Raw genomic sequence first — 17,626 nt, forward strand, 5'->3', positions numbered from 1 at the left:
TGCGGGAATAGCTCAGTTGGTAGAGCGCAACCTTGCCAAGGTTGAGGTCGCGAGTTCGAGTCTCGTTTCCCGCTCCAAATCCTGACCAGGCCCCGTTCTCGGGGTCTTGTTTTATAGGGTCACCGGCCTGGTGGCAGAGTGGTCATGCAGCGGACTGCAAATCCGCGTACGCCGGTTCAATTCCGACCCAGGCCTCCAGTAATTCGACAAACCCCGCTTCGGCGGGGTTTTTCGTTTCCGCCCTTCACCTCGCCCGGACGAGCACGCACCTACTGTGCAGTACCGTTTCGTGTCGAGGATGTTCGATGGATATCGCCTTGTGGTTTGCAGCCGTCGGCGCGCCCGGTTCGTTCTGGGATTCGCCCAGCAACGTCAGCGGCGTGGTCGTGCTGGGGTTTGGGCTGGCGGCGATCCTGCTCTCGTTCGGCCTGGCCAAGGTGTTCAAGCGCTTCAACGGCGTGGCCTGGATGGTACTGGGCGCCGGCGTGGCCATCAGCGCCTATGGCATCTGGCGGATGGGGGGCTGACCCCTCGCTGGGCCTTCGCGGGCTGACATCACGGTGTCAACAGCCGCGCGGCATCCTGCCTGCGTGGGCAGGGGCGTGCCTGAACCATTCAGGGCCTGTTTGATCGCCTGTTCACCATTGGTTGACTTGGCGAGAAGGGCATGAAAGGGTGGAGTGAAACGTGGGTGAAGTCCTGCCGCCTCCCAGCGGCGGGGCGACAGGCGCAAGCCTGGCAGGGGGAATTGCTCGTCTTCGATGCAGGGCAGGTCCAAGGGAGGTCGTATGCGATACGGCGCGAATGACTTGGCTGACGGCGTCCGCACCGAGCTGGAGGCCAGCTACAGCAAGCATGGGTGTGGGCCGGAGTTCTGGACCACCTACCAGCAGGTGCTTGAACGCCTGGTGCCGCAGGGCCGCGGCCGCACCCAGGTGACCAACGAACTGGCCCTGATCATTGAACAGCTCGGCATTGTCCGGCGCGCGCAGATGGTGCCGCCGCCCGACAACCGCACGCGCTGAAGCCAACCGCCCGGGGATGGCGGTTACAGGTAATGCAGCCCGATACCGAGCAGCGCGGCCAGGCTGAGCAGTGCCGCCAGCGTGCGCGGACGAAGCCACCGTCGCGGCCTGCCCTGCATCGCGTTTTCGCTGGCCAGCTGGACCAACCCGGTCGGAAACCGCCACGCGCGCATCTGCGCATCGCAGGCATCCACGCACGCGCCACAGGCGATGCACTCCGGCTGCGGCCCGGCGCGCACGTCCAGCTGCATCGGGCACACCTGGACGCAGGCACCGCAGTCCAGGCAATCGCCCAGCCGATCGTCGGCGAAGCGCGGCGGCGGGCCGGCCAAGGCCGGATGCGCCGCACGGAAGGCGTAGTCGCTGGCACTGGTCGGATCAAGCAGGCCACGACCACGTTGCTGCACCGAACCTTGTCCACGCTGGCGGGCGCCGCGCGGTTCGGCGCGGCGGGCGTCGTAGCAGACCTTCGGGGTGTCGGCATCGCACAGCATCGGGGCCACCCGCGCATACGGGCACAGGTCGATGCAGACCTGTTCGCGCAGGAAGCCGGCGTTGGCCCACGCGGCCGTGGCGTAGAACAGCACCCAGAACGTTTCCCAGCCGCTCCAGCGGGCCGGCCAGAAGCCGGCCACCAGCGGTTGGATCGGACTGAACAGGCCGACGAAGGTGATACCGGTCCATAGTGCGACCGCGGCCCACGCCAGGTGTTTGACCACGCGGGCCAGGGCCGGCGGTCGCAGTCGTCGCGTGGCGCTGCGTTCAATCCAGCGGAACAGGCCGCTCCACAACGTCTGCGGGCAGGCATGCCCGCACCAGACCCGCCCGGCCACGGTGGTGAGCAGCACCAGCGCGCAGGCCAGCACCGCGACCAGCCCGAACAGCACGCCGACATCCTGCGGCCACAGGGTCAGCCCGAACAGGTCGAAGCGGCGCGCCGGCAGGTCGAACAGCAGCGCCTGCCGCCCGTTCCAGCGCAGCCAGGGCAGGGCGTAGAACAGCATGAGCAGCGCTGCCCATACCAGGGCGCGCCAGCGCAGGGCAGGGGGCGCAGCCGGCGTCATCCCAGCGGCAGCTCGTCGTCATCGCGCGGCCGCGGCCGCAGCAGGTAGCCGGTAACCGCGCTGGCGGCAGCGGTGACCGACCAGAACATGAAGAAGCCCAGCGTGTAGCCCAGTTCGCGACTGAGCGCCTGGTCCGGAAAGGTGATGTCGCGCAGGCGCAACGGATCCACGAAGGCGAAAAACACCGCGCAGGCCAGCCCGGCGGCGACAAAGCTCGGCCACAGCACCGCACCCCACTGCTGGATCAGCAGGCGGCGGCGGTTGCCAGGCGGGGCGTTCAGCGTGTCCATGGCCTGCACGGTAGGCCCTGCGACAGCACGCCACATTGATCCTGATCAAGGCGGCGTAGCATCATGACCGAATGTCCTCGTCCGTCGCCCCCGTGCTGCCGGCCGCCTCCCTGGCGCTGTGCAGCGAGCAGGAAGTCACCCGCCTGGTGCACGACTTCTACGCCCGCGTGCGCCAGGACGAGCAGCTGGGCCCGGTGTTCGAGGCGCGCATCCACGAGTGGGACGTGCATCTGGCCCAGCTGGTGGATTTCTGGTCGGCCATGCTGCGCGGCACCCGCCGCTTCAACGGCAACCCGATGTCCAAGCACATGGCCATGCCCGAGCTGGAGCGCGCGCTGTTCGACCGCTGGCTGCTGCTGTTCCGGCGCACCACCGCAGTGCTGGGCAACCCGCCCATGCAGCAGCTGGCCGACGACGTGGCCACGCGCATCGCCGACACCTTCTGGCGGCGCATCCAGATGCAGCGCTGGCCCGAACTGCCGCTCGCCGGAAGACCGCGCCTGGATTGATCTGGCTCAATGCGGGGCCGCGCGCGGGCGCGCACGCTTGGGCCATGGATACCCTTTCGCCTGCCGCTGCCGGGCTTGCCTGGCACTTCGACCCGGACCTGCTGCGTCGTTACGACCGGCCCGGCCCGCGCTACACCTCCTATCCCACCGCGCCGCATTTCCACGACGGCTTCGATGAGCATGGGCTGCGTGCCGCGATCGCGGCCAGCAATGCCGAAGCGCTGCCGCTGTCGCTGTACGTGCATGTGCCGTACTGCAGCAGCCCGTGCTTCTACTGTGGCTGCAACCGGGTAATCACCCGCGACCATGGCAAGGGCGTGGCGTATGTCGCGCGCGTGCTCAGCGAAGCCGACCTGATCGCACCGCTGTTCGACGCCTCGCGCGAAGTGGTGCAGCTGCACTTCGGCGGTGGCACCCCGAACTTCCTCGCCGCGACCCAGATGCGCGAGCTGATCGAGGGCCTGCGCCAGCGCTTTTCGTTCAGCACCTCGGCCGGTCGCGACTTCTCGATCGAGCTCGATCCGCGCTTCGTCACCCGCGAGGACATTGCCCAGTTGGGCGCGTTGGGCTTCAACCGGGCGAGTCTGGGCATCCAGGATTTCGACCCGCTGGTACAGCGCGCGATCAACCGCGAGCAGGGCGTGGAGGCCACGCTGGAGGTGTTGCGTGCGTGCCGCGAACATGGCCTGCGCTCGGTCAACGTGGACCTGATCTATGGCCTGCCGCACCAGACCCTGGAGGGCTTCGCGCGCACCCTGGAAACGGTGCTGCGCGAACGCCCCGACCGGTTGGCGATCTACGGCTATGCGCACCTGCCGAACCTGTTCAAGGCGCAGCGGCAGATCCCCGATGCCACGCTGCCCAGCCCGGAACAGAAGCTGGCGCTGCTCGGCCTGGCGGTGCGTCGACTGTCGCTGGCCGGATACCAGTACATCGGCATGGATCACTTCGCACTGCCGGAAGAGAACCTCTCCCGCGCCCAGCGCGCCGGCCAGCTGCACCGCAACTTCATGGGGTACACCACCCACGCGCAGACCGACCTCGTCGGGCTGGGCGCCAGCGCGATCAGCCGCATCGGCAACTGCTACAGCCAGAACCCGCGCGACCTGCCGGGCTGGGAAACGGCGGTGGATGCCGGGCGCCTGCCGGTGTGGCGGGGGCTGACCCTGGATGCGGACGATGCGCTGCGCGCCGCGCTGATCAACCAGCTGATGTGCCAGGGCGAGGTGGATGGCCGCGCGCTGGGGGCACGCCATGGTGTCGATTTCGACCAGTACTTCGCCGATGCGCTCGCCGCATTGACGGCGCTGGAGGCCGACGGCCTGGCCGAGTACCGCGACGGCATTGTGCGCGCCACCGCGCGGGGGCGTCCATTGCTGCGCCTGCTCGCGATGTGCTTCGACCGTTATCTGGCCCAGCCGGATCAGCCGGTGCGCTATTCGCGGGCGATCTGAGGTGGTGCCCGGAGCCGGAATCGAACCGGCATGGGGTTGCCCCCGGCGGATTTTAAGTCCGATGCGTCTACCAGTTTCGCCATCCGGGCGGCGCTGCGGAGGGATTGTAGCGGAATCCTAGGGGGCGCTAGCATCAGGCTTTCCTGCTCCGGCCCATTCTGCATATGCTGAAACTGCACATCGGCAACAAGAACTACTCCTCGTGGTCGATGCGGCCGTGGGTGCTGATGACCCAGGCCGGCATTCCGTTCGACGAGGTCGTGCTGCGCTTTGACAGCTTCGACCCGGACTCGCAGTTCAAGCGCAGCGCCGAGGCGTTGTCGCCCTCGGGCACCGTGCCGGTGCTGGTCGATGGCGCGCTGGTCGTCTGGGATTCGCTGGCCATCGCCGAATACCTGGCCGAACGGTTTCCGGAATCGGCGTTGTGGCCGCAGGAGACCAGCGAACGTGCGCTGGCCCGCAGCGCGACCGCCGCCATGCACAGCGGGTTCGGCGCGTTGCGCTCGCACTTCCCGATGAACATCGAAGCACTGCTTCCCGAAGTGGGGGCGCGGGTACTGCGCGAGCAACCGGATGTGGTGGCCGACCTGCAGCGTCTGCAGGCGCTCTGGGAGCGGTTGCTGGCACGCCACGAGGGCCCGCTGCTGTTCGATCGTTTCAGCATCGCCGATGCGTTCTTCGCGCCGGTGGTGATGCGCCTGCACACCTACGCCGTGCCGGTGTCGCCGCGCGTTGCCGCCTACATGCAGCAGGTGCGGGCGCTGCCGGGCGTGCAGGCATGGATCGCGGCGGCGCTGGACGAGCACGATTTCCGCCCGTTTGAAGAGCCCTATCGGCAGGCACCGGACCCGGGCTGATCGGCACCGGGACTTGAGGCACGGTTTACCCCGCTGCGCTGCGCGCCGTACGCTGCACGGCAGGCGCACAGGAAGGTGGACAGGCATGGCGAAGAGGGCAGCAGCAGGCGCGTTGCTGGTGTGGCTGGCCTGTGCGGGTGTGCCTGAAGGCAGGGCGCAGCAGGCACCGCCCGAGGTGGTCGACCTGGCGCCGGTGGTGGTCTCCGGCGTGCAGCCCGGGCCGGGCATGTGGCGGGTCACCAATGCGCAGGGCCACACGCTGTGGATCCTGGGCACGGTATCGCCGCTGCCGGCCAGGCTGGACTGGCGCGCCGACGAGGTCAAGGCGGTCATCGCCAGCGCAGATGCCGTGTTGGGGCCGCCGGGCTGGACGCTGGATGCCGATGTCGGCTTTTTCAGCCGGCTCACCCTGCTGCCCTCGGCCATGAAGGCGCAGCACGACCCGCAGGGCAGGCGGCTGCAGGAGATTCTGCCGCCGGAGCTGTATGCGCGCTGGCAGCCGTTGAAGGCGCGTTACCTTGGGCGCGGCAATGGGGTGGAGAAGGACCGCCCGCTCGTGGCCGCCACGCGGCTGTACGTGGCTGCCCTGGACGAGGTCGGGCTCAGTCCCCGATCCGGCGTGGGCAAGCTGCTTGAAAAGGCGTACAAGGCCCGCGGCCTGACGCCCGTGGTGACCCGGGTGGAGGTCAAGGTGGACGATCCGCGCGCCGCGCTGAAGGAAGTGCGCGCCAGCCCGCTGCAGGACGTGGCCTGCCTGCAGCGGACGCTGGACGTGGTTGAACACCAGATGCCGCTGCTGGTCGAGCGCGCCAACGCCTGGGCGGCAGGGGATATCGACGCGCTCCAGCAGTTGGCCTTGAAGAGCCAGTACGACGCCTGTGTCGGCGCGATTGCCGACAGCGAGCTGGGGCGCCGGCGTGGCATGACCAACCTGGATGCACGCGCGGCGGAGAAGTGGATGGGCGCGGCACGCACAGCGCTGGCCGGCAACGCGGTCACCTTTGCGACCGTGCCCGTGCACACCCTGGTGGAACCGGGTGGCTATCTCGAGCGGCTGCGCCAGGCCGGCTACCACGTCGAGTCGCCCTGAGCCGGAAAACCATCTTTTCACCCCCGCGATCTTCATGGCATAGTCATGTGGACTTCACCGGGGGGTGCATATGGCGTTGCAGGCGTTCGCCTATGTAAGCGAGGCAGTCGACGGCATCGACGGTCCGGGCATCGACCGCATCCTCGCCGAGGCCTCCAACTTCAACCGCGTGGCCGGTGTGACCAGCGTGCTGATGTTCGATGGCCGGCGCTTCCTGCAGTACATCGAGGGCCCGGATGATGGCGTAGCCCCGGTCGAGCAGCGCGTGATCAACGCGCGCAGCCACCAGCAGATGCGCGAACTGGCACGCGGCGAGGTCGGCACGCGTCATTTCCCGCGCTGGACGATGGCCTCTGCCCGCATCGACCCGGACGTGATGAGCGCGATCATCGATGCCGACTGGACGGGGTTCGCCGCTTCCGCGCCCGTGGATGGCCAGCGCCGGGTCGGCTTCGCGCGTCTGCTCGAGGTATGGACCGGCGTCTCCGGCGAACTCGAACCCGCAGCCGTGACGCTGGGCTCGTGAGTGGCGTCGCTCGTAACACAAAGATCACAGTCCGCTTCGTACCATGTGTCTACCAGCTGTGACCGGTCCGGGGTATGCCCCGGGGTTGTCTGAAAGGGAAGTAACCGCAGCTGGACCACTTGTTGGCCGTCGTCCGTACTCTCCGCGGGCGGCGGCTTTGTTCTTTGTGGCGCAGCGCCTGCCGCGTTAGGCTTGTCGCAACTGTTTCCTGGTGGTGCCCCCGCATGATCGATCATTCCCCCGCGTACCTGCTGCCGCGCCTGCGTGCGCCTGCGGGGCTGGCCGGATGACGGCGGCCGACCGCGCCGCACAGGCACGCATCGGCGTGATCGGGCTGGGCTATGTCGGCCTGCCGTTGACGGTGGCGTTCGGCGCGCAGCTGCCCACGCTCGGCTACGACATCGACCATGCGCGCGTGGCCGAACTGCAGCAGGGCCGCGACCACACCCTGGAAATGTCGGCGGACGAACTCGCCGCTGCGGTGCAGGCGCGCTACAGCGTCGACCCGGCCGACCTTGCCGCGTGCACCGTTTACATCGTGACCGTGCCCACCCCGATCGACGCACACGAACAGCCGGATCTTGGCCCGCTGCGCGACGCGAGCATCCTGATCGGCAGCGTGCTCAAGCCCGGCGACCTGGTGATCTACGAATCCACCGTCTACCCCGGCACCACCGAAGAGGTCTGCGTGCCGCTGCTGGAAGCCGGCTCAGGGCTGCGCTTCAACCAGGACTTCCACTGCGGCTACAGTCCGGAACGGATCAACCCGGGCGACCGCCAGCGGCGCCTGCCCGACATCCGCAAGATCACCTCCGGGTCCACCCCGGAGATCGCCGCGCTTGTCGATGCGTTGTACGCGCGCATCATCACTGCGGGCACCTGGCCGGCACCGTCGATCCGCGTGGCCGAAGCGGCCAAGGTGATCGAGAACATCCAGCGTGACGTCAACATTGCGCTGGTCAACGAGCTGGCACTGATCTTCGACCGGCTCGGCATCGATACCCAGGATGTCCTGGATGCCGCCGGCAGCAAATGGAACTTCCTGCCGTTCCGCCCCGGCCTGGTCGGTGGCCACTGCATCGGCGTGGATCCGTACTACCTGCTGCACAAATCCGAAAGCGTGGGCTACCACCCGGACCTGATCCACACCGCGCGGCAGGTCAACAACCGCGTCGGCGCGCACGTGGCGCAACGCGTGCTGGCGCTGCTGGCCAGCCGCGGCAAGGCACCGCAGGGCGCACGCGTGCTGGTGCTGGGAGTGACCTTCAAGGAGAACTGCCCGGACCTGCGCAACAGCCGCGCGCTGGAACTGGCCCAGGCCCTGCAGTCCAGCGGCGCGCAGGTGCAGGTGCAGGACCCGTGGGTCGGTCCGGCCACGCTGGAAGGCAGCGGTGTGCAGTGGGTGGAACAGCCTGACCCGCAGGGCTACGACGCGGTGGTGCTGGCGGTGGCGCATGACCGCTTCCGCGCGATGGACACCGCACGGATCCGCGCGCTGCTCGCGCCGGATGGGATCGTCTACGACGTGAAGTCGGTCTGGCCACGGGACGTGGTCGACGACCGGCTGTAGACTCGAACCCGGTTGTTGATCGAGGAAAGCCATGCATCGTTACCTGGTCTACGTGCTCGCCATCCTGTTGCTCCCGGTCTCGCTGTATCTGGCCGGGTACTGGGCCGCCTGGTACTGGGGCGTGGGCATCAGCGCGGCGATGGTCATCGTGGGCACCTGGGACCTGCTGCAGAAACGCAGCACGCTGCGCCGCAACTACCCGGTGATGGCGCATTTCCGTTACGGGCTGGAATCGATCGGCCCGGAAATCCGCCAGTACTTCGTGCAGAGCGATCTCGAGGACGTGCCGTTCTCGCGCCAGCAACGCGCGCTGATCTACCAGCGCTCCAAGAACGAAATGGACGTGGTGCCGTTCGGCACGCTGCGCAGCACCTACGCGGTGGACTACGAATGGATCAACCATTCGCTGGCGCCGACCGAGGTGGCCGACCACGACTTCCGCGTGCTGATCGGGCCCAACTGCGCCAAGCCGTATTCGGCCAGCGTGTTCAACATCTCGGCCATGAGCTTCGGCTCGCTGTCGGCCAATGCGATCCGTGCACTCAACGAAGGCGCGCGCCGTGGCGGTTTCTACCATGACACCGGCGAAGGCTCGATTTCGCCCTACCACCGCGAGTTGGGGGGCGACCTGGTCTGGGAAATCGGCTCCGGCTATTTCGGCTGCCGCGACGAGCACGGCGGTTTCAGCGAAGAGCGTTTCGTCGCCAACGCCAACACCGACCAGGTGAAGATGATCGAGATCAAGCTGTCGCAGGGCGCCAAGCCCGGCCACGGCGGGGTGCTGCCGGCCGCCAAGGTCAGCGCCGAGATCTCCGCCACCCGCGGCGTACCGATGGGCGTGGACTGCGTGTCGCCGTCGAAGCACTCGGCGTTCAACACGCCGGTGGAACTGCTGCAGTTCGTGGTGCGCCTGCGCGAGCTGTCCGGTGGCAAGCCGGTCGGTTTCAAGCTGGCCATCGGCCACCCGTGGGAATGGTTCGGCATCGCCAAGGCAATGCAGGAAACCGGGCTGCTGCCGGATTTCATCGTGGTCGACGGTGCCGAAGGCGGCACCGGCGCGGCGCCGGCCGAGTTCATCGACCATGTCGGCGTGCCGATGCATGAAGCGCTGTTGCTGGTCCACAACACGCTGGTCGGCCTGGACCTGCGCGACCGGATCCGGGTCGGGGCGGCGGGCAAGGTCAGCAGTGCCTTCGAGATCGCGCGCACCATCGCGCTGGGCGCGGACTGGTGCAATGCCGGGCGAGGTTTCATGTTCGCGCTGGGCTGCATCCAGTCGCTGAGCTGCCACAGCGACCGCTGCCCGACCGGCATCGCCACCCAGAACCCGAACCGCTGGCGGCACCTGGACCCGGCCGACAAGGCCACCCGCGTGCACAACTACCACGAGAACACCCTGCGTGCGCTGCGCGACCTGCTGTGCGCGGCCGGCCTGCAACATCCGGCCGAACTGGGCCCGGAACACATCGTGCGCCGCGTGTCGCCGGTGGAGATCCGCTCGTTGGCCTCGCTGTACCGCTATCTCACCCCGGGCGAACTGCTGCGCCGGGTGCCCGACCACGCGGTATTCCACGACTTCTGGGCGGATGCACGCAGCGACTCGTTCCAGCCACCAGCGCGCATCCAGGCGCTACGCAACAGCAAATCGCGCTGACGCGCGATGTGCTGTTGCGCCGCCCGACCAACGGTCGGGCGCTACCGGCGTGTGCCGACCGCTGCCTGTACGCTACCGGTAGGTACCGACCGGTGGTCGGTACGCGGCGTCATCGCGCGAGGTACTCCACCACACCACGCCCGGCCCGCAATCCGCTGGCGAAACACGCGGTCAACAGATACCCGCCGGTAGGCGCTTCCCAATCCAGCATCTCCCCGGCGCAGAACGTGCCGGGCAGGTCGCGCAGCATCAACGTGTCATCCAGCGCTTCCAGCCGCACGCCGCCGGCGGTGCTGATCACCTCGTCGATCGGTCGCGGCCGCAGCGGCGACAGCGTCAGCCGCTTCAGCGCGGCGGCGATGGTTTCGGCCGGCAGCTGGCCGGCGTCCTTGCCCAGCACTTCAAACAACAGCGCCGATTTCACCCCACTGAGACCCAGCTGGCGGCGCAGGTGTTCGCCGAAGCTGCGGCCCTGGCGTGGCTTGTGCAGCTTGTCCAGCAGCTGCGCTTCGGTCTGCCCGGGCAACAGGTCCAGCTGCAGCTGCACCTGGCCATCGCGCGCCAGGCGGTCGCGCAGGTCCGCGGCAAGCGCGTAGATGAGGCTGCCTTCAATGCCATTGGCCGTGATCACGCACTCACCCTGCTGCGCGTGTTCCTGGCCGTCCAGCCCGAGCCAGTGCGCGACCACCGGCTTCAACGGGGCGCCGGCCTGGCGGTCGCGGAAGTAGGGCGTCCAGTCGATGTCGAAACCGCAGTTGGCCGGTTTCAGCGGTGCGATGTCGATGCCGCGCGCGGCCAGCGGCGCCACCCACGCGCCATCCGAGCCCAGCTCGGGCCAGCTGCCACCGCCCATCGCCAGCACCACTGCATCGGCCTGCACCGTGGCAACCCCGTCCGGCGTCTCGAAGCGCAGCGCACCGTCGACCTGCCAGCCGGTCCAGCGGTGCTGCACATGGAAGCGCACGCCCTGTTCCTTGAGCCGCCGCACCCAGCCACGCAGCAGCGGGGCGGCCTTGCGGTCGACCGGGAACACCCGCCCGGAGGTGCCAACATAGGTTTCCACGCCAAAGCCTGCCGCCCATTCGCGCAGTGCGGAGCCGTCGAAATCGGCCAGCCATGTGCCGACCTCGGTCGCACGCTCACGGTAGCGGGACACGAACACGTCCTGCGGATCGGAATGGGTGAGGTTCAAGCCGCCCTTGCCGGCGATCAGGAACTTGCGCCCGGGCGAGCCCTTGGCCTCGTACAGGTCCACGGCGTGGCCGGCGGCGCGCACGGTCTCGGCCGCCATCAGCCCGGCCGGGCCGCCGCCGATGATCGCCACGCGTCGCGCAGGGTGGGCGGGAGTGCTCATGCGGTTCAGCGCGGCTTGACGTCGAGCAGCTCGACATCGAACACCAGCGAGGCGTTCGGCGGGATCGGGCCGGCGCCGGAGGCACCATAGCCGTAGTCAGCCGGAATCATAAGGGTGCGCTTGCCGCCGACCTTCATGCCGGCAAAGCCTTCGTCCCAGCCTCTGATCACCCGGCCCTGGCCCAGCCCGAAGCTGAACGGCTCGCCGCGATCGACCGAGCTGTCGAACTTTTCGCCGTGCTTGTCGGCGGCTTTCTCGTCGTACACCCAGCCGGTGTAATGGACCACGATGGTGCTGCCCGGGGTGGCCTCGGCACCGGTGCCGGGCTGGGTGTCGATCTTCTCGAAGGCGGCGATGCTGCCACCCGGCGGCGGGCCGGGCGGGGTGCAGGCGGCCAGCAGCGACAGCAGCGCGGGAACGAGCAGGAACTTCGGCAGAGCACGCATGGGCGGCACCGGATGGAAAATGGGACGCAAGGGTAGCGCATCGCCGGGCGCTATCATGGGCGCATGTCGAAACTGCTGCTCAACCTGCGCAATGTCGCGGACGATGAAATCCAGGATGTGATCACCCTGCTGGACCGGGCGGGCATCGCCCATTACCGCACCGAACCCAGCCCGTGGGGAATCTCCTTTGGCGGGATCTGGATCCGCGACGACACCGACCAGCCCCGGGCCAAGGCCCTGATGGCCGAGTACCAGCAGGCGCGCGGCGAGCGGGTCCGCGCCGAGCGCCAGGCCGCGCTGGCCGACGGCAGCGCCGAAACCTTCAGCACGCTGCTGCGGCGCCGCCCGCTGTTCGTGGTGGCGGTGCTGGCCGGCATGCTGGTGGCCGCCGCGCTGGTACTGCTGCCGTTCGTGCTGCTGCGCGGCTGAATGGCCGGTTGGGCGGGTGGGGCGGGGCCCGGGTAAAATGGGCGGATGATCGCCAATACCGCCGCCTATCACTTCACCCCGATCGCCGACCCGGACGCGCTGTGTGCCACGCTGCTGGCGCGCGCCGAGGCGGCCGCACTGCGTGGCACCGTGCTGGTGGCGGGCGAGGGCATCAACCTGTTCCTGGCCGGCCCTGAAGCCGGCATCGACGGCTTCTACGCCGCGCTGCGCGCCGATCCGCGCTTCGAGGGGTTGCGGGTGAAGACCAGCTACAGCCGGATGCAGCCGTTCGCCCGGCTCAAGGCCAAGGTCAAGCCGGAGATCATCAGCTTCCGCATCGACGACGGCCAGCCGCTGGCCTATCCACGCGCCCCCTCGGTGGACCCGGCCACGGTGCAGCGCTGGCTGCGCCAGGGCCATGACGATGACGGCAAGCCGGTGGTCATGCTCGACACCCGCAACACCCAGGAAATCGAATACGGCACCTTCCAGGATGCGCTGGTGCTGCCGATAACAAAGTTCACCGACCTGCCCGAGGCACTGGCCCCGCACCGCGACGCGTTGCGTGACAGCACCGTGGTCAGCTTCTGCACCGGTGGCATCCGCTGCGAAAAGGCCGCGCTGTGGATGCGCAACGACGGCATGGACAACGTGCTGCAGCTGGACGGCGGCATCCTCGGCTACTTCGAGGCCGTGGGCGGCGAAGGCTACGACGGCCGCTGTTTCGTGTTCGATGAACGCGTGGCCCTCGACGCGGAATTGAAGCCGCTGGTTGACCAGGCCGCCGATTGATATCGCGCGGGAATCAGCATTCCGCCAGCGGCCATGGTGTCCTTCGAGCGGCGCCCCCATCAACAGGGGATAACCTTTGATGGAATGCCCCATGCAACTGTCGATTCTTGATCTGGCCCCGGTCTGCGAGGGCAGCGATACCACCCAGGCCTTTGCCAACATGCTGGACCTGGCCCAGCACGCAGAAGGCTGGGGCTTCCACCGCTACTGGCTGGCCGAGCACCACAACATGCCAGGCATCGCCAGCGCCGCCACTGCGGTGCTGATCGGCCACGTGGCCGGCGGCACCCAGCGCATCCGCGTCGGGGCTGGCGGGATCATGCTGCCGAACCACTCCCCGCTGCAGGTGGCCGAACAGTTCGGCACGCTCGCCTCGCTGTACCCGGACCGCATCGACCTCGGCCTGGGCCGCGCGCCGGGCACCGACCAGCCCACCGCACGCGCCCTGCGACGCTACTTCGACAGCGCCGACCAGTTCCCGCAGGACGTGCGCGAGCTGCTGCACTATTTCGAGCCGGCGCAGCCCGGGCAGGCCGTGCGCGCGGTCCCCGGCGCGGGCATCCCGGTGCCGGTGTGGCTGCTGGGCTCCAGCCTGTTCAGTGCACGCTTGGCGGCGGCAATGGGCCTGCCGTTTGCCTTCGCTTCGCATTTCGCCCCGGATGCGATGGACGAAGCGCTGGCGGTGTATCGCCGCGAGTTCCGCGCCTCGCAGTACCTCACCGCGCCGTACGCGGTGCTGGGCCTGAACGTGGTGGCGGCCGAATCCGAAGCCGAGGCCAAGCGCCTGTTCACCACCCAGCAGCAGAGCTTCGTCAACCTGCGTCGCGGCCTGCCGGGCCTGATTCCACCGCCGATCGACGACATCGAAGCCTTCTGGCAGCCGCACGAGAAGATCGGCGTGCAGAACGCGCTGGCCTGCGCGGTGGTCGGCGACCAGCGCCAGGTCAGCGAAGGCATGGCCGCGTTCGCCGCACGCCACAAGCCCGACGAACTGCTGCTGACCGCCAACATCTACGACCATGGCGCGCGCAAGCGCTCGTTCGGGTTGGCGATGCAGGCGTGGAAATCGGCGACGCGCTGATGGGTAAGCCAGCCCTGCGTGGCTGGCGCACTCCACACGCGAAGGCGACGTGACCATCCGGTTCACGTCGCCATTCCCACCCTTCCGGTGTGATGGAGCTCCTTATTCCAGGAGTCACCGCATGGCCGACCAAGATCGCCAGCAGCACATCGAACAGCTGGCCGAACTGATCCGCGACGTGGACATCGCCATGTTCACCACCACCGGCGTGGACGGGCGCCTGTACAGCCGCCCGCTGGGCACCCAGGAAGTCGAATTCGACGGCGACCTGTGGTTCGCCACCGCCGCCGACAGCCCCAAGGTGGCCGAGATCGCGCTCAACCCGCGCGTCAACGTGGCCTATGCCTCACAGTCGAAGAACACCTACGTGTCGGTGGCGGGCATCGCGCGCATCGTCGACGACCGCGCCAAGGTGGAGGAACTGTGGTCGCCGCCGATGAAGCTGTTCTTCCCCGGCGGCAAGGATGATCCGAACCTGCGCCTGATCCACGTGCGTGCCGAATCGGCAGAGTACTGGGACGGCCCCGGCACGCTGCTGGGCAAGGCGCTGAGCTTCGTGCTCTCCGCCGTCAGCGATGACCCGAGCACGTTGTCCGACAACGGCGTGGTCGACCTGCGTTAGAACCAGCGCTGGAACAGCTCGGTCAGGTAGTGCACCAACTGGCCGGAGCTGAAGCTGAAGAACAGCACCGCGGCAATCGCGCCGATCCAGTTGACCAGCATCAGGGTGCCGTCGCGTTCCAGCAGCGCCAGCGAGAACAGCAGCAGCTGGAACCCGAACAGGTAGTTGGTGAACGGGATCGGCAGCGACAGCAGCACGCCGGTCAGCACCAGCAGCAGGCCGGTGAACGCATGCGCCGGCAAGGGCACGAGAAGGGCCGGACGACGCGGCTTGAGCATGCGATCCAGACGGCGCAGCGCGCCGTCGATCTTCCCCAGGAATTTATGCATCGTGCCGCGTCGCGGCCCGCGGTTGGCGATGAACCCCGGCAGCCACGGGCGCCGCATGCCGCACAGCATCTGGACGCCGATCAGGACCACCAGCGGACCGCTCACGGCGCCCCCCAGCCCGGGAACCGGAATGAACGACGGCAGGATCGCAATGAACAGGAACACGCCGAACGCGCTCTGCTGCAGGCCCTGCAGGATCTGCCCCAGGCGCAGGCGTTCGTCGGGATCGCCGTGGTCGAACATCGCCAGCAGCGTACGGATGCCTTCGTTCTGGTATTCCGGCCGGCCCTGGTCCGGCGCCGGAGGCGGATCAGCCGGTGAGTTCATCAGTCTCCTCTTCGGCCAGCGTGCGCAGCAGCAGCTTGTCCACGCGCGCGCCGTCCAGGTCGACGATCTCGATGCGCCAGCCGGCCCAGTCGAAGTATTCCCCGGCATGCGGAATGCGGCCGAAGTAGTGGATGCACATGCCGGCAAGCGTGTAGTAGTCGCCGTCATCGGCATCGGGCAGTTCGGCGTTGCCCATCAGTTCGCGCAGGTCTTCGATCGACAATGACCCGTCCACCAGCAGCGAGCCGTCCTCGCGGGTCACCACCAGCGCGTCCTCGTCGACGTTCTCCACCGACTGCATGCGGCCGACCACCGCGCCCATCAGGTCGCTGATGGTCACCAGCCCCTGGATCTCGCCGTACTCATCCACCACCAGCGCCACCGACTGCTGCTCCTCGCGGAAGATCTCCAGCAGCTTCATCGCATGGGTGGATTCGGAGACATACAACGGCTCGCGCAGTTGCTGGAACAGCGAGTGCTCATCGCGCACCAGGCGGGTGACCAGGCTCTTGACCTCGAGCACGCCGACGATGTCCTGGTCGTTGCCGCGGAACACCGGGTAGCGCGAGAACTCGTGCTCGCGCATGGTGGCCAGGTTCTTCTCCGCGTCGGCCTGGGTATCCAGCCAGGCGATCCGGTTGCGCGGGGTCATCAGGCTGTCGGCAGTGCGGTCGCCCAGGCGCATGACCCGGTTCATCATGTCGCGCTCATGCGCGTCGATCACGCCGGCCTCGTGGCTTTCGGCCACCAGCATGCGGATCTCCTCTTCTGTCACGCTGGCCGCTTCGTCCTTGCCCAGGCCCAGCAGGCGCAGAACCAGCCGGGTAGTCTTGGACAGCAGCCAGACGAACGGGAAGGCCAGCTTGGCCAGCCAGCTCATCGGCAGGGCGACCAAGCCTGCGATGTCCTCGGAGCGGGTCAGCGCCAGGCGTTTGGGCACCAGTTCGCCGAAGATCAGCGTGACGAAGGTGATAAGGGTGACGGCCATGCCCTTGCCGACCAGTTCGGCATGGCCGAAGCCGGGCATCAGGCTCTTGATCCAGATGGCAATAGCCTCGCCGATGGCGTCGCCGCCGAGCAGGCCGGTCAGCACGCCGATCACGGTGATGCCGATCTGGACGGTGGAGAGGAAGCTTTCGGGCTTCTCGGACAGCTCCAGCGCCTTGGCGGCGCGCTTGGAGGTGCCGGCCATCTGCTTCAGGCGGCTCTTGCGCGAGGTCATGACCGACATCTCGGACATGGCGAAGAACCCGTTGAGCAGGATCAGGGCGAAAACAAGCAGGATCAGTTCAAACACGGGCGTCATCCCCGGTTGGTGGCAGGGAGGGCGTGTTCAAGCGCGGGCGGCTACCGGGCCAGGTCAGGCCTGGCGGGCGCGGCGGGGGATAAGGGTCGTCGTCCATAGAGTGCACCCGAAGGTGCCCGCGCATCTTAACAAAAGCCGGGGGGAGGGGTGCAAACAGGGTCGTTCAGGTGGCCCGGTGGCAGTGTGAAGACGACGGGAGTACCCGGATTGGACATCAAACCGTCATAATTCCGCCCGGTGCCGTCCTTCCTCGACGGCGAATAGGTTTCTCAATGTTCTCTCTGCAGACCATTTTCGGCTCCGGCAAACAGTTCTATACCCTGCTGGACGAGGCTGCCCAGGCGGCCTACGACAGCGCCAAGGCGCTGCATTCGATGCTGCGCGACGCCGACCGGCAGCCCGCGCTTGACGCGTTCAAGCTGGCCCGCCTGCGCGAACGCGCCGCCTCGGACAAGATCAGCCAGGCGCTGGTGGACAGCTTCATGACCCCGATCGAGCGCGAAGACATCGAAGCGCTGGGCTCGGCGCTGTACAAGATTCCCAAGCAGGTCGAGAAGTTCGCCGACCGCTACTCGCTGGCCACCAAGCATCTGGAACACATCGATTTCGCGCCGCGCGCGGCGATGCTCGAGCAGGCCGCCAGCGTGGTGGTGGAGATGGTCCACGACCTGCGCAACATGAACCTGGACCGGATGACCGCGCTCAACGAGAAGCTGCGTGCACTGGAGAACGAAGCCGACCGCCTGATGCTCGAGCTGTACCGCGACATCTACTCCGGTCGCCTGGACAACCTGCAGATGTTCCTGCTCAAGGAATTCTTCGAGATCCTGGAAAAGGCCATCGACCGTTGCCGCGAGGCCGGTGTGGTGGCCTACCAGATCGTGCTGAAGAACAGCTGACG

20 protein-coding genes and 3 tRNA genes are annotated in these 17,626 nt (G+C 67.7%); 16 read left to right on the forward strand and 7 right to left on the reverse strand.

The features are described 5' to 3' along the window. Position 1 precedes the first annotated feature (1 nt). The 4 genes from ACQG3P_RS13955 (at position 2) to ACQG3P_RS13970 (ending at position 1,025) form a co-directional block, all read left to right on the forward strand. A tRNA-Gly gene (locus ACQG3P_RS13955) sits at positions 2-77 on the forward strand. 47 nt (positions 78-124) lie between these two features. Beyond that, a tRNA-Cys gene (locus tag ACQG3P_RS13960) sits at positions 125-198 on the forward strand. A gap of 107 nt (positions 199-305) precedes the next feature. Then, positions 306-527 (forward strand): hypothetical protein, encoded by a 222-nt coding sequence (locus tag ACQG3P_RS13965; RefSeq protein ID WP_426805424.1) that lies wholly within the window; start codon positions 306-308, stop codon positions 525-527. A gap of 261 nt (positions 528-788) precedes the next feature. Further along, positions 789-1,025, forward strand: a complete 237-nt coding sequence (locus ACQG3P_RS13970) for a hypothetical protein (RefSeq protein WP_068850770.1) — start codon at positions 789-791, stop codon at positions 1,023-1,025. Between the two features lie 23 nt (positions 1,026-1,048). On the opposite strand, the gene ACQG3P_RS13975 is transcribed toward ACQG3P_RS13970, so the two are convergent. After that, entirely contained in the window at positions 1,049-2,089 is a 1,041-nt protein-coding gene (locus ACQG3P_RS13975; protein ID WP_426805425.1) for a 4Fe-4S dicluster domain-containing protein, read from the reverse strand. Next, complete coding sequence (locus ACQG3P_RS13980) at positions 2,086-2,379, reverse strand: hypothetical protein (protein WP_414715901.1); 294 nt, start codon at positions 2,377-2,379, stop codon at positions 2,086-2,088. The genes ACQG3P_RS13975 and ACQG3P_RS13980 overlap by 4 nt, the downstream gene beginning before the upstream one ends. A gap of 71 nt (positions 2,380-2,450) precedes the next feature. Between ACQG3P_RS13980 and ACQG3P_RS13985 the strand changes: the two genes are divergently transcribed. Both ACQG3P_RS13985 and hemN read left to right on the forward strand, forming a co-directional pair. After that, a complete protein-coding gene (locus ACQG3P_RS13985; RefSeq protein WP_426805426.1) occupies positions 2,451-2,888 on the forward strand; it encodes a group III truncated hemoglobin in 438 nt (145 codons plus the stop codon). 44 nt (positions 2,889-2,932) lie between these two features. After that, positions 2,933-4,342 carry an oxygen-independent coproporphyrinogen III oxidase gene (hemN, locus tag ACQG3P_RS13990; RefSeq protein ID WP_426805427.1) on the forward strand — a complete coding sequence of 470 codons (1,410 nt, stop codon included), beginning with the start codon at positions 2,933-2,935 and terminating at the stop codon, positions 4,340-4,342. A 2-nt stretch (positions 4,343-4,344) separates the two neighbouring features. Here the strand turns inward: hemN and ACQG3P_RS13995 are convergent. Beyond that, positions 4,345-4,431 (reverse strand) — tRNA-Leu (locus ACQG3P_RS13995). 75 nt (positions 4,432-4,506) lie between these two features. On the opposite strand from ACQG3P_RS13995, the gene ACQG3P_RS14000 reads away from it, so the two are divergent. From ACQG3P_RS14000 to ACQG3P_RS14020, 5 genes are all read left to right on the forward strand, one after another. Further along, positions 4,507-5,199 carry a glutathione S-transferase family protein gene (locus ACQG3P_RS14000; RefSeq protein ID WP_093534074.1) on the forward strand — a complete coding sequence of 231 codons (693 nt, stop codon included), beginning with the start codon at positions 4,507-4,509 and terminating at the stop codon, positions 5,197-5,199. 85 nt (positions 5,200-5,284) lie between these two features. Continuing rightward, positions 5,285-6,289, forward strand: coding sequence for a TraB/GumN family protein (locus tag ACQG3P_RS14005; RefSeq protein WP_093534076.1), 1,005 nt, complete (start codon positions 5,285-5,287; stop codon positions 6,287-6,289). A gap of 70 nt (positions 6,290-6,359) precedes the next feature. After that, positions 6,360-6,815, forward strand: a complete 456-nt coding sequence (locus tag ACQG3P_RS14010) for a BLUF domain-containing protein (protein ID WP_249834047.1) — start codon at positions 6,360-6,362, stop codon at positions 6,813-6,815. 286 nt (positions 6,816-7,101) lie between these two features. Next, positions 7,102-8,385, forward strand: coding sequence for a nucleotide sugar dehydrogenase (locus ACQG3P_RS14015; protein WP_068850786.1), 1,284 nt, complete (start codon positions 7,102-7,104; stop codon positions 8,383-8,385). 31 nt (positions 8,386-8,416) lie between these two features. After that, positions 8,417-10,039 (forward strand): FMN-binding glutamate synthase family protein, encoded by a 1,623-nt coding sequence (locus ACQG3P_RS14020; RefSeq protein WP_426805428.1) that lies wholly within the window; start codon positions 8,417-8,419, stop codon positions 10,037-10,039. Between the two features lie 109 nt (positions 10,040-10,148). Here the strand turns inward: ACQG3P_RS14020 and ACQG3P_RS14025 are convergent, their stop codons facing one another. Next, complete coding sequence (locus tag ACQG3P_RS14025; protein WP_426805429.1) at positions 10,149-11,393, reverse strand: TIGR03862 family flavoprotein; 1,245 nt, start codon at positions 11,391-11,393, stop codon at positions 10,149-10,151. Positions 11,394-11,398: 5 nt separating this feature from the next. Continuing rightward, a complete protein-coding gene (locus tag ACQG3P_RS14030; protein ID WP_068850796.1) occupies positions 11,399-11,839 on the reverse strand; it encodes an FKBP-type peptidyl-prolyl cis-trans isomerase in 441 nt (146 codons plus the stop codon). Positions 11,840-11,902: 63 nt separating this feature from the next. On the opposite strand from ACQG3P_RS14030, the gene ACQG3P_RS14035 reads away from it, so the two are divergent. The 4 genes from ACQG3P_RS14035 to ACQG3P_RS14050 all read left to right on the forward strand — a co-directional run bounded on the left by ACQG3P_RS14035 (position 11,903) and on the right by ACQG3P_RS14050 (position 14,763). After that, positions 11,903-12,268: a DUF6164 family protein gene (locus ACQG3P_RS14035; RefSeq protein WP_426805430.1), complete on the forward strand. Its 366-nt coding sequence runs from the start codon at positions 11,903-11,905 to the stop codon at positions 12,266-12,268. A gap of 45 nt (positions 12,269-12,313) precedes the next feature. Next, entirely contained in the window at positions 12,314-13,060 is a 747-nt protein-coding gene (locus ACQG3P_RS14040) for a sulfurtransferase (RefSeq protein WP_068850802.1), read from the forward strand. Between the two features lie 91 nt (positions 13,061-13,151). Beyond that, positions 13,152-14,141, forward strand: a complete 990-nt coding sequence (locus ACQG3P_RS14045; protein ID WP_093534515.1) for an LLM class flavin-dependent oxidoreductase — start codon at positions 13,152-13,154, stop codon at positions 14,139-14,141. Positions 14,142-14,262: 121 nt separating this feature from the next. Further along, positions 14,263-14,763: a pyridoxamine 5'-phosphate oxidase family protein gene (locus tag ACQG3P_RS14050; RefSeq protein WP_068850805.1), complete on the forward strand. Its 501-nt coding sequence runs from the start codon at positions 14,263-14,265 to the stop codon at positions 14,761-14,763. Here ACQG3P_RS14050 and ACQG3P_RS14055 read toward each other — a convergent pair. After that, a complete protein-coding gene (locus tag ACQG3P_RS14055; RefSeq protein ID WP_093534090.1) occupies positions 14,760-15,419 on the reverse strand; it encodes an exopolysaccharide biosynthesis protein in 660 nt (219 codons plus the stop codon). The two genes, ACQG3P_RS14050 and ACQG3P_RS14055, sit on opposite strands and share 4 nt — an antisense overlap. Next, positions 15,403-16,725 carry a hemolysin family protein gene (locus ACQG3P_RS14060; RefSeq protein ID WP_426805431.1) on the reverse strand — a complete coding sequence of 441 codons (1,323 nt, stop codon included), beginning with the start codon at positions 16,723-16,725 and terminating at the stop codon, positions 15,403-15,405. Before ACQG3P_RS14060 ends, ACQG3P_RS14055 begins: the two co-directional genes overlap by 17 nt. Positions 16,726-16,997: 272 nt before the next feature. Here ACQG3P_RS14060 and ACQG3P_RS14065 point away from each other — a divergent pair, with 272 nt between their 5' ends. Beyond that, positions 16,998-17,624: a DUF47 domain-containing protein gene (locus tag ACQG3P_RS14065; RefSeq protein WP_068850813.1), complete on the forward strand. Its 627-nt coding sequence runs from the start codon at positions 16,998-17,000 to the stop codon at positions 17,622-17,624. The last annotated feature ends 2 nt before the right edge of the window (positions 17,625-17,626 follow it).

This window comes from Stenotrophomonas sp. SrG (genome assembly GCF_050031795.1).
Classification (GTDB): Bacteria; Pseudomonadota; Gammaproteobacteria; order Xanthomonadales; family Xanthomonadaceae; genus Stenotrophomonas; species Stenotrophomonas rhizophila_A.

Excerpts from the sequence above, each read along its gene's own strand:
- ACQG3P_RS13965 (WP_426805424.1), top strand. The coding sequence starts at position 306 with ATGGATATCGCCTTGTGGTTTGCAGCCGTCGGCGCGCCCGGTTCGTTC.
- ACQG3P_RS13970 (WP_068850770.1), top strand. The coding sequence starts at position 789 with ATGCGATACGGCGCGAATGACTTGGCTGACGGCGTCCGCACCGAGCTG.
- ACQG3P_RS13975 (WP_426805425.1), bottom strand. The coding sequence starts at position 2,089 with ATGACGCCGGCTGCGCCCCCTGCCCTGCGCTGGCGCGCCCTGGTATGG.
- ACQG3P_RS13980 (WP_414715901.1), bottom strand. The coding sequence starts at position 2,379 with ATGGACACGCTGAACGCCCCGCCTGGCAACCGCCGCCGCCTGCTGATC.
- ACQG3P_RS13985 (WP_426805426.1), top strand. The coding sequence starts at position 2,451 with ATGTCCTCGTCCGTCGCCCCCGTGCTGCCGGCCGCCTCCCTGGCGCTG.
- hemN (WP_426805427.1), top strand. The coding sequence starts at position 2,933 with ATGGATACCCTTTCGCCTGCCGCTGCCGGGCTTGCCTGGCACTTCGAC.
- ACQG3P_RS14000 (WP_093534074.1), top strand. The coding sequence starts at position 4,507 with ATGCTGAAACTGCACATCGGCAACAAGAACTACTCCTCGTGGTCGATG.
- ACQG3P_RS14005 (WP_093534076.1), top strand. The coding sequence starts at position 5,285 with ATGGCGAAGAGGGCAGCAGCAGGCGCGTTGCTGGTGTGGCTGGCCTGT.
- ACQG3P_RS14010 (WP_249834047.1), top strand. The coding sequence starts at position 6,360 with ATGGCGTTGCAGGCGTTCGCCTATGTAAGCGAGGCAGTCGACGGCATC.
- ACQG3P_RS14015 (WP_068850786.1), top strand. The coding sequence starts at position 7,102 with ATGACGGCGGCCGACCGCGCCGCACAGGCACGCATCGGCGTGATCGGG.
- ACQG3P_RS14020 (WP_426805428.1), top strand. The coding sequence starts at position 8,417 with ATGCATCGTTACCTGGTCTACGTGCTCGCCATCCTGTTGCTCCCGGTC.
- ACQG3P_RS14025 (WP_426805429.1), bottom strand. The coding sequence starts at position 11,393 with ATGAGCACTCCCGCCCACCCTGCGCGACGCGTGGCGATCATCGGCGGC.
- ACQG3P_RS14030 (WP_068850796.1), bottom strand. The coding sequence starts at position 11,839 with ATGCGTGCTCTGCCGAAGTTCCTGCTCGTTCCCGCGCTGCTGTCGCTG.
- ACQG3P_RS14035 (WP_426805430.1), top strand. The coding sequence starts at position 11,903 with ATGTCGAAACTGCTGCTCAACCTGCGCAATGTCGCGGACGATGAAATC.
- ACQG3P_RS14040 (WP_068850802.1), top strand. The coding sequence starts at position 12,314 with ATGATCGCCAATACCGCCGCCTATCACTTCACCCCGATCGCCGACCCG.
- ACQG3P_RS14045 (WP_093534515.1), top strand. The coding sequence starts at position 13,152 with ATGCAACTGTCGATTCTTGATCTGGCCCCGGTCTGCGAGGGCAGCGAT.
- ACQG3P_RS14050 (WP_068850805.1), top strand. The coding sequence starts at position 14,263 with ATGGCCGACCAAGATCGCCAGCAGCACATCGAACAGCTGGCCGAACTG.
- ACQG3P_RS14055 (WP_093534090.1), bottom strand. The coding sequence starts at position 15,419 with ATGAACTCACCGGCTGATCCGCCTCCGGCGCCGGACCAGGGCCGGCCG.
- ACQG3P_RS14060 (WP_426805431.1), bottom strand. The coding sequence starts at position 16,725 with ATGACGCCCGTGTTTGAACTGATCCTGCTTGTTTTCGCCCTGATCCTG.
- ACQG3P_RS14065 (WP_068850813.1), top strand. The coding sequence starts at position 16,998 with ATGTTCTCTCTGCAGACCATTTTCGGCTCCGGCAAACAGTTCTATACC.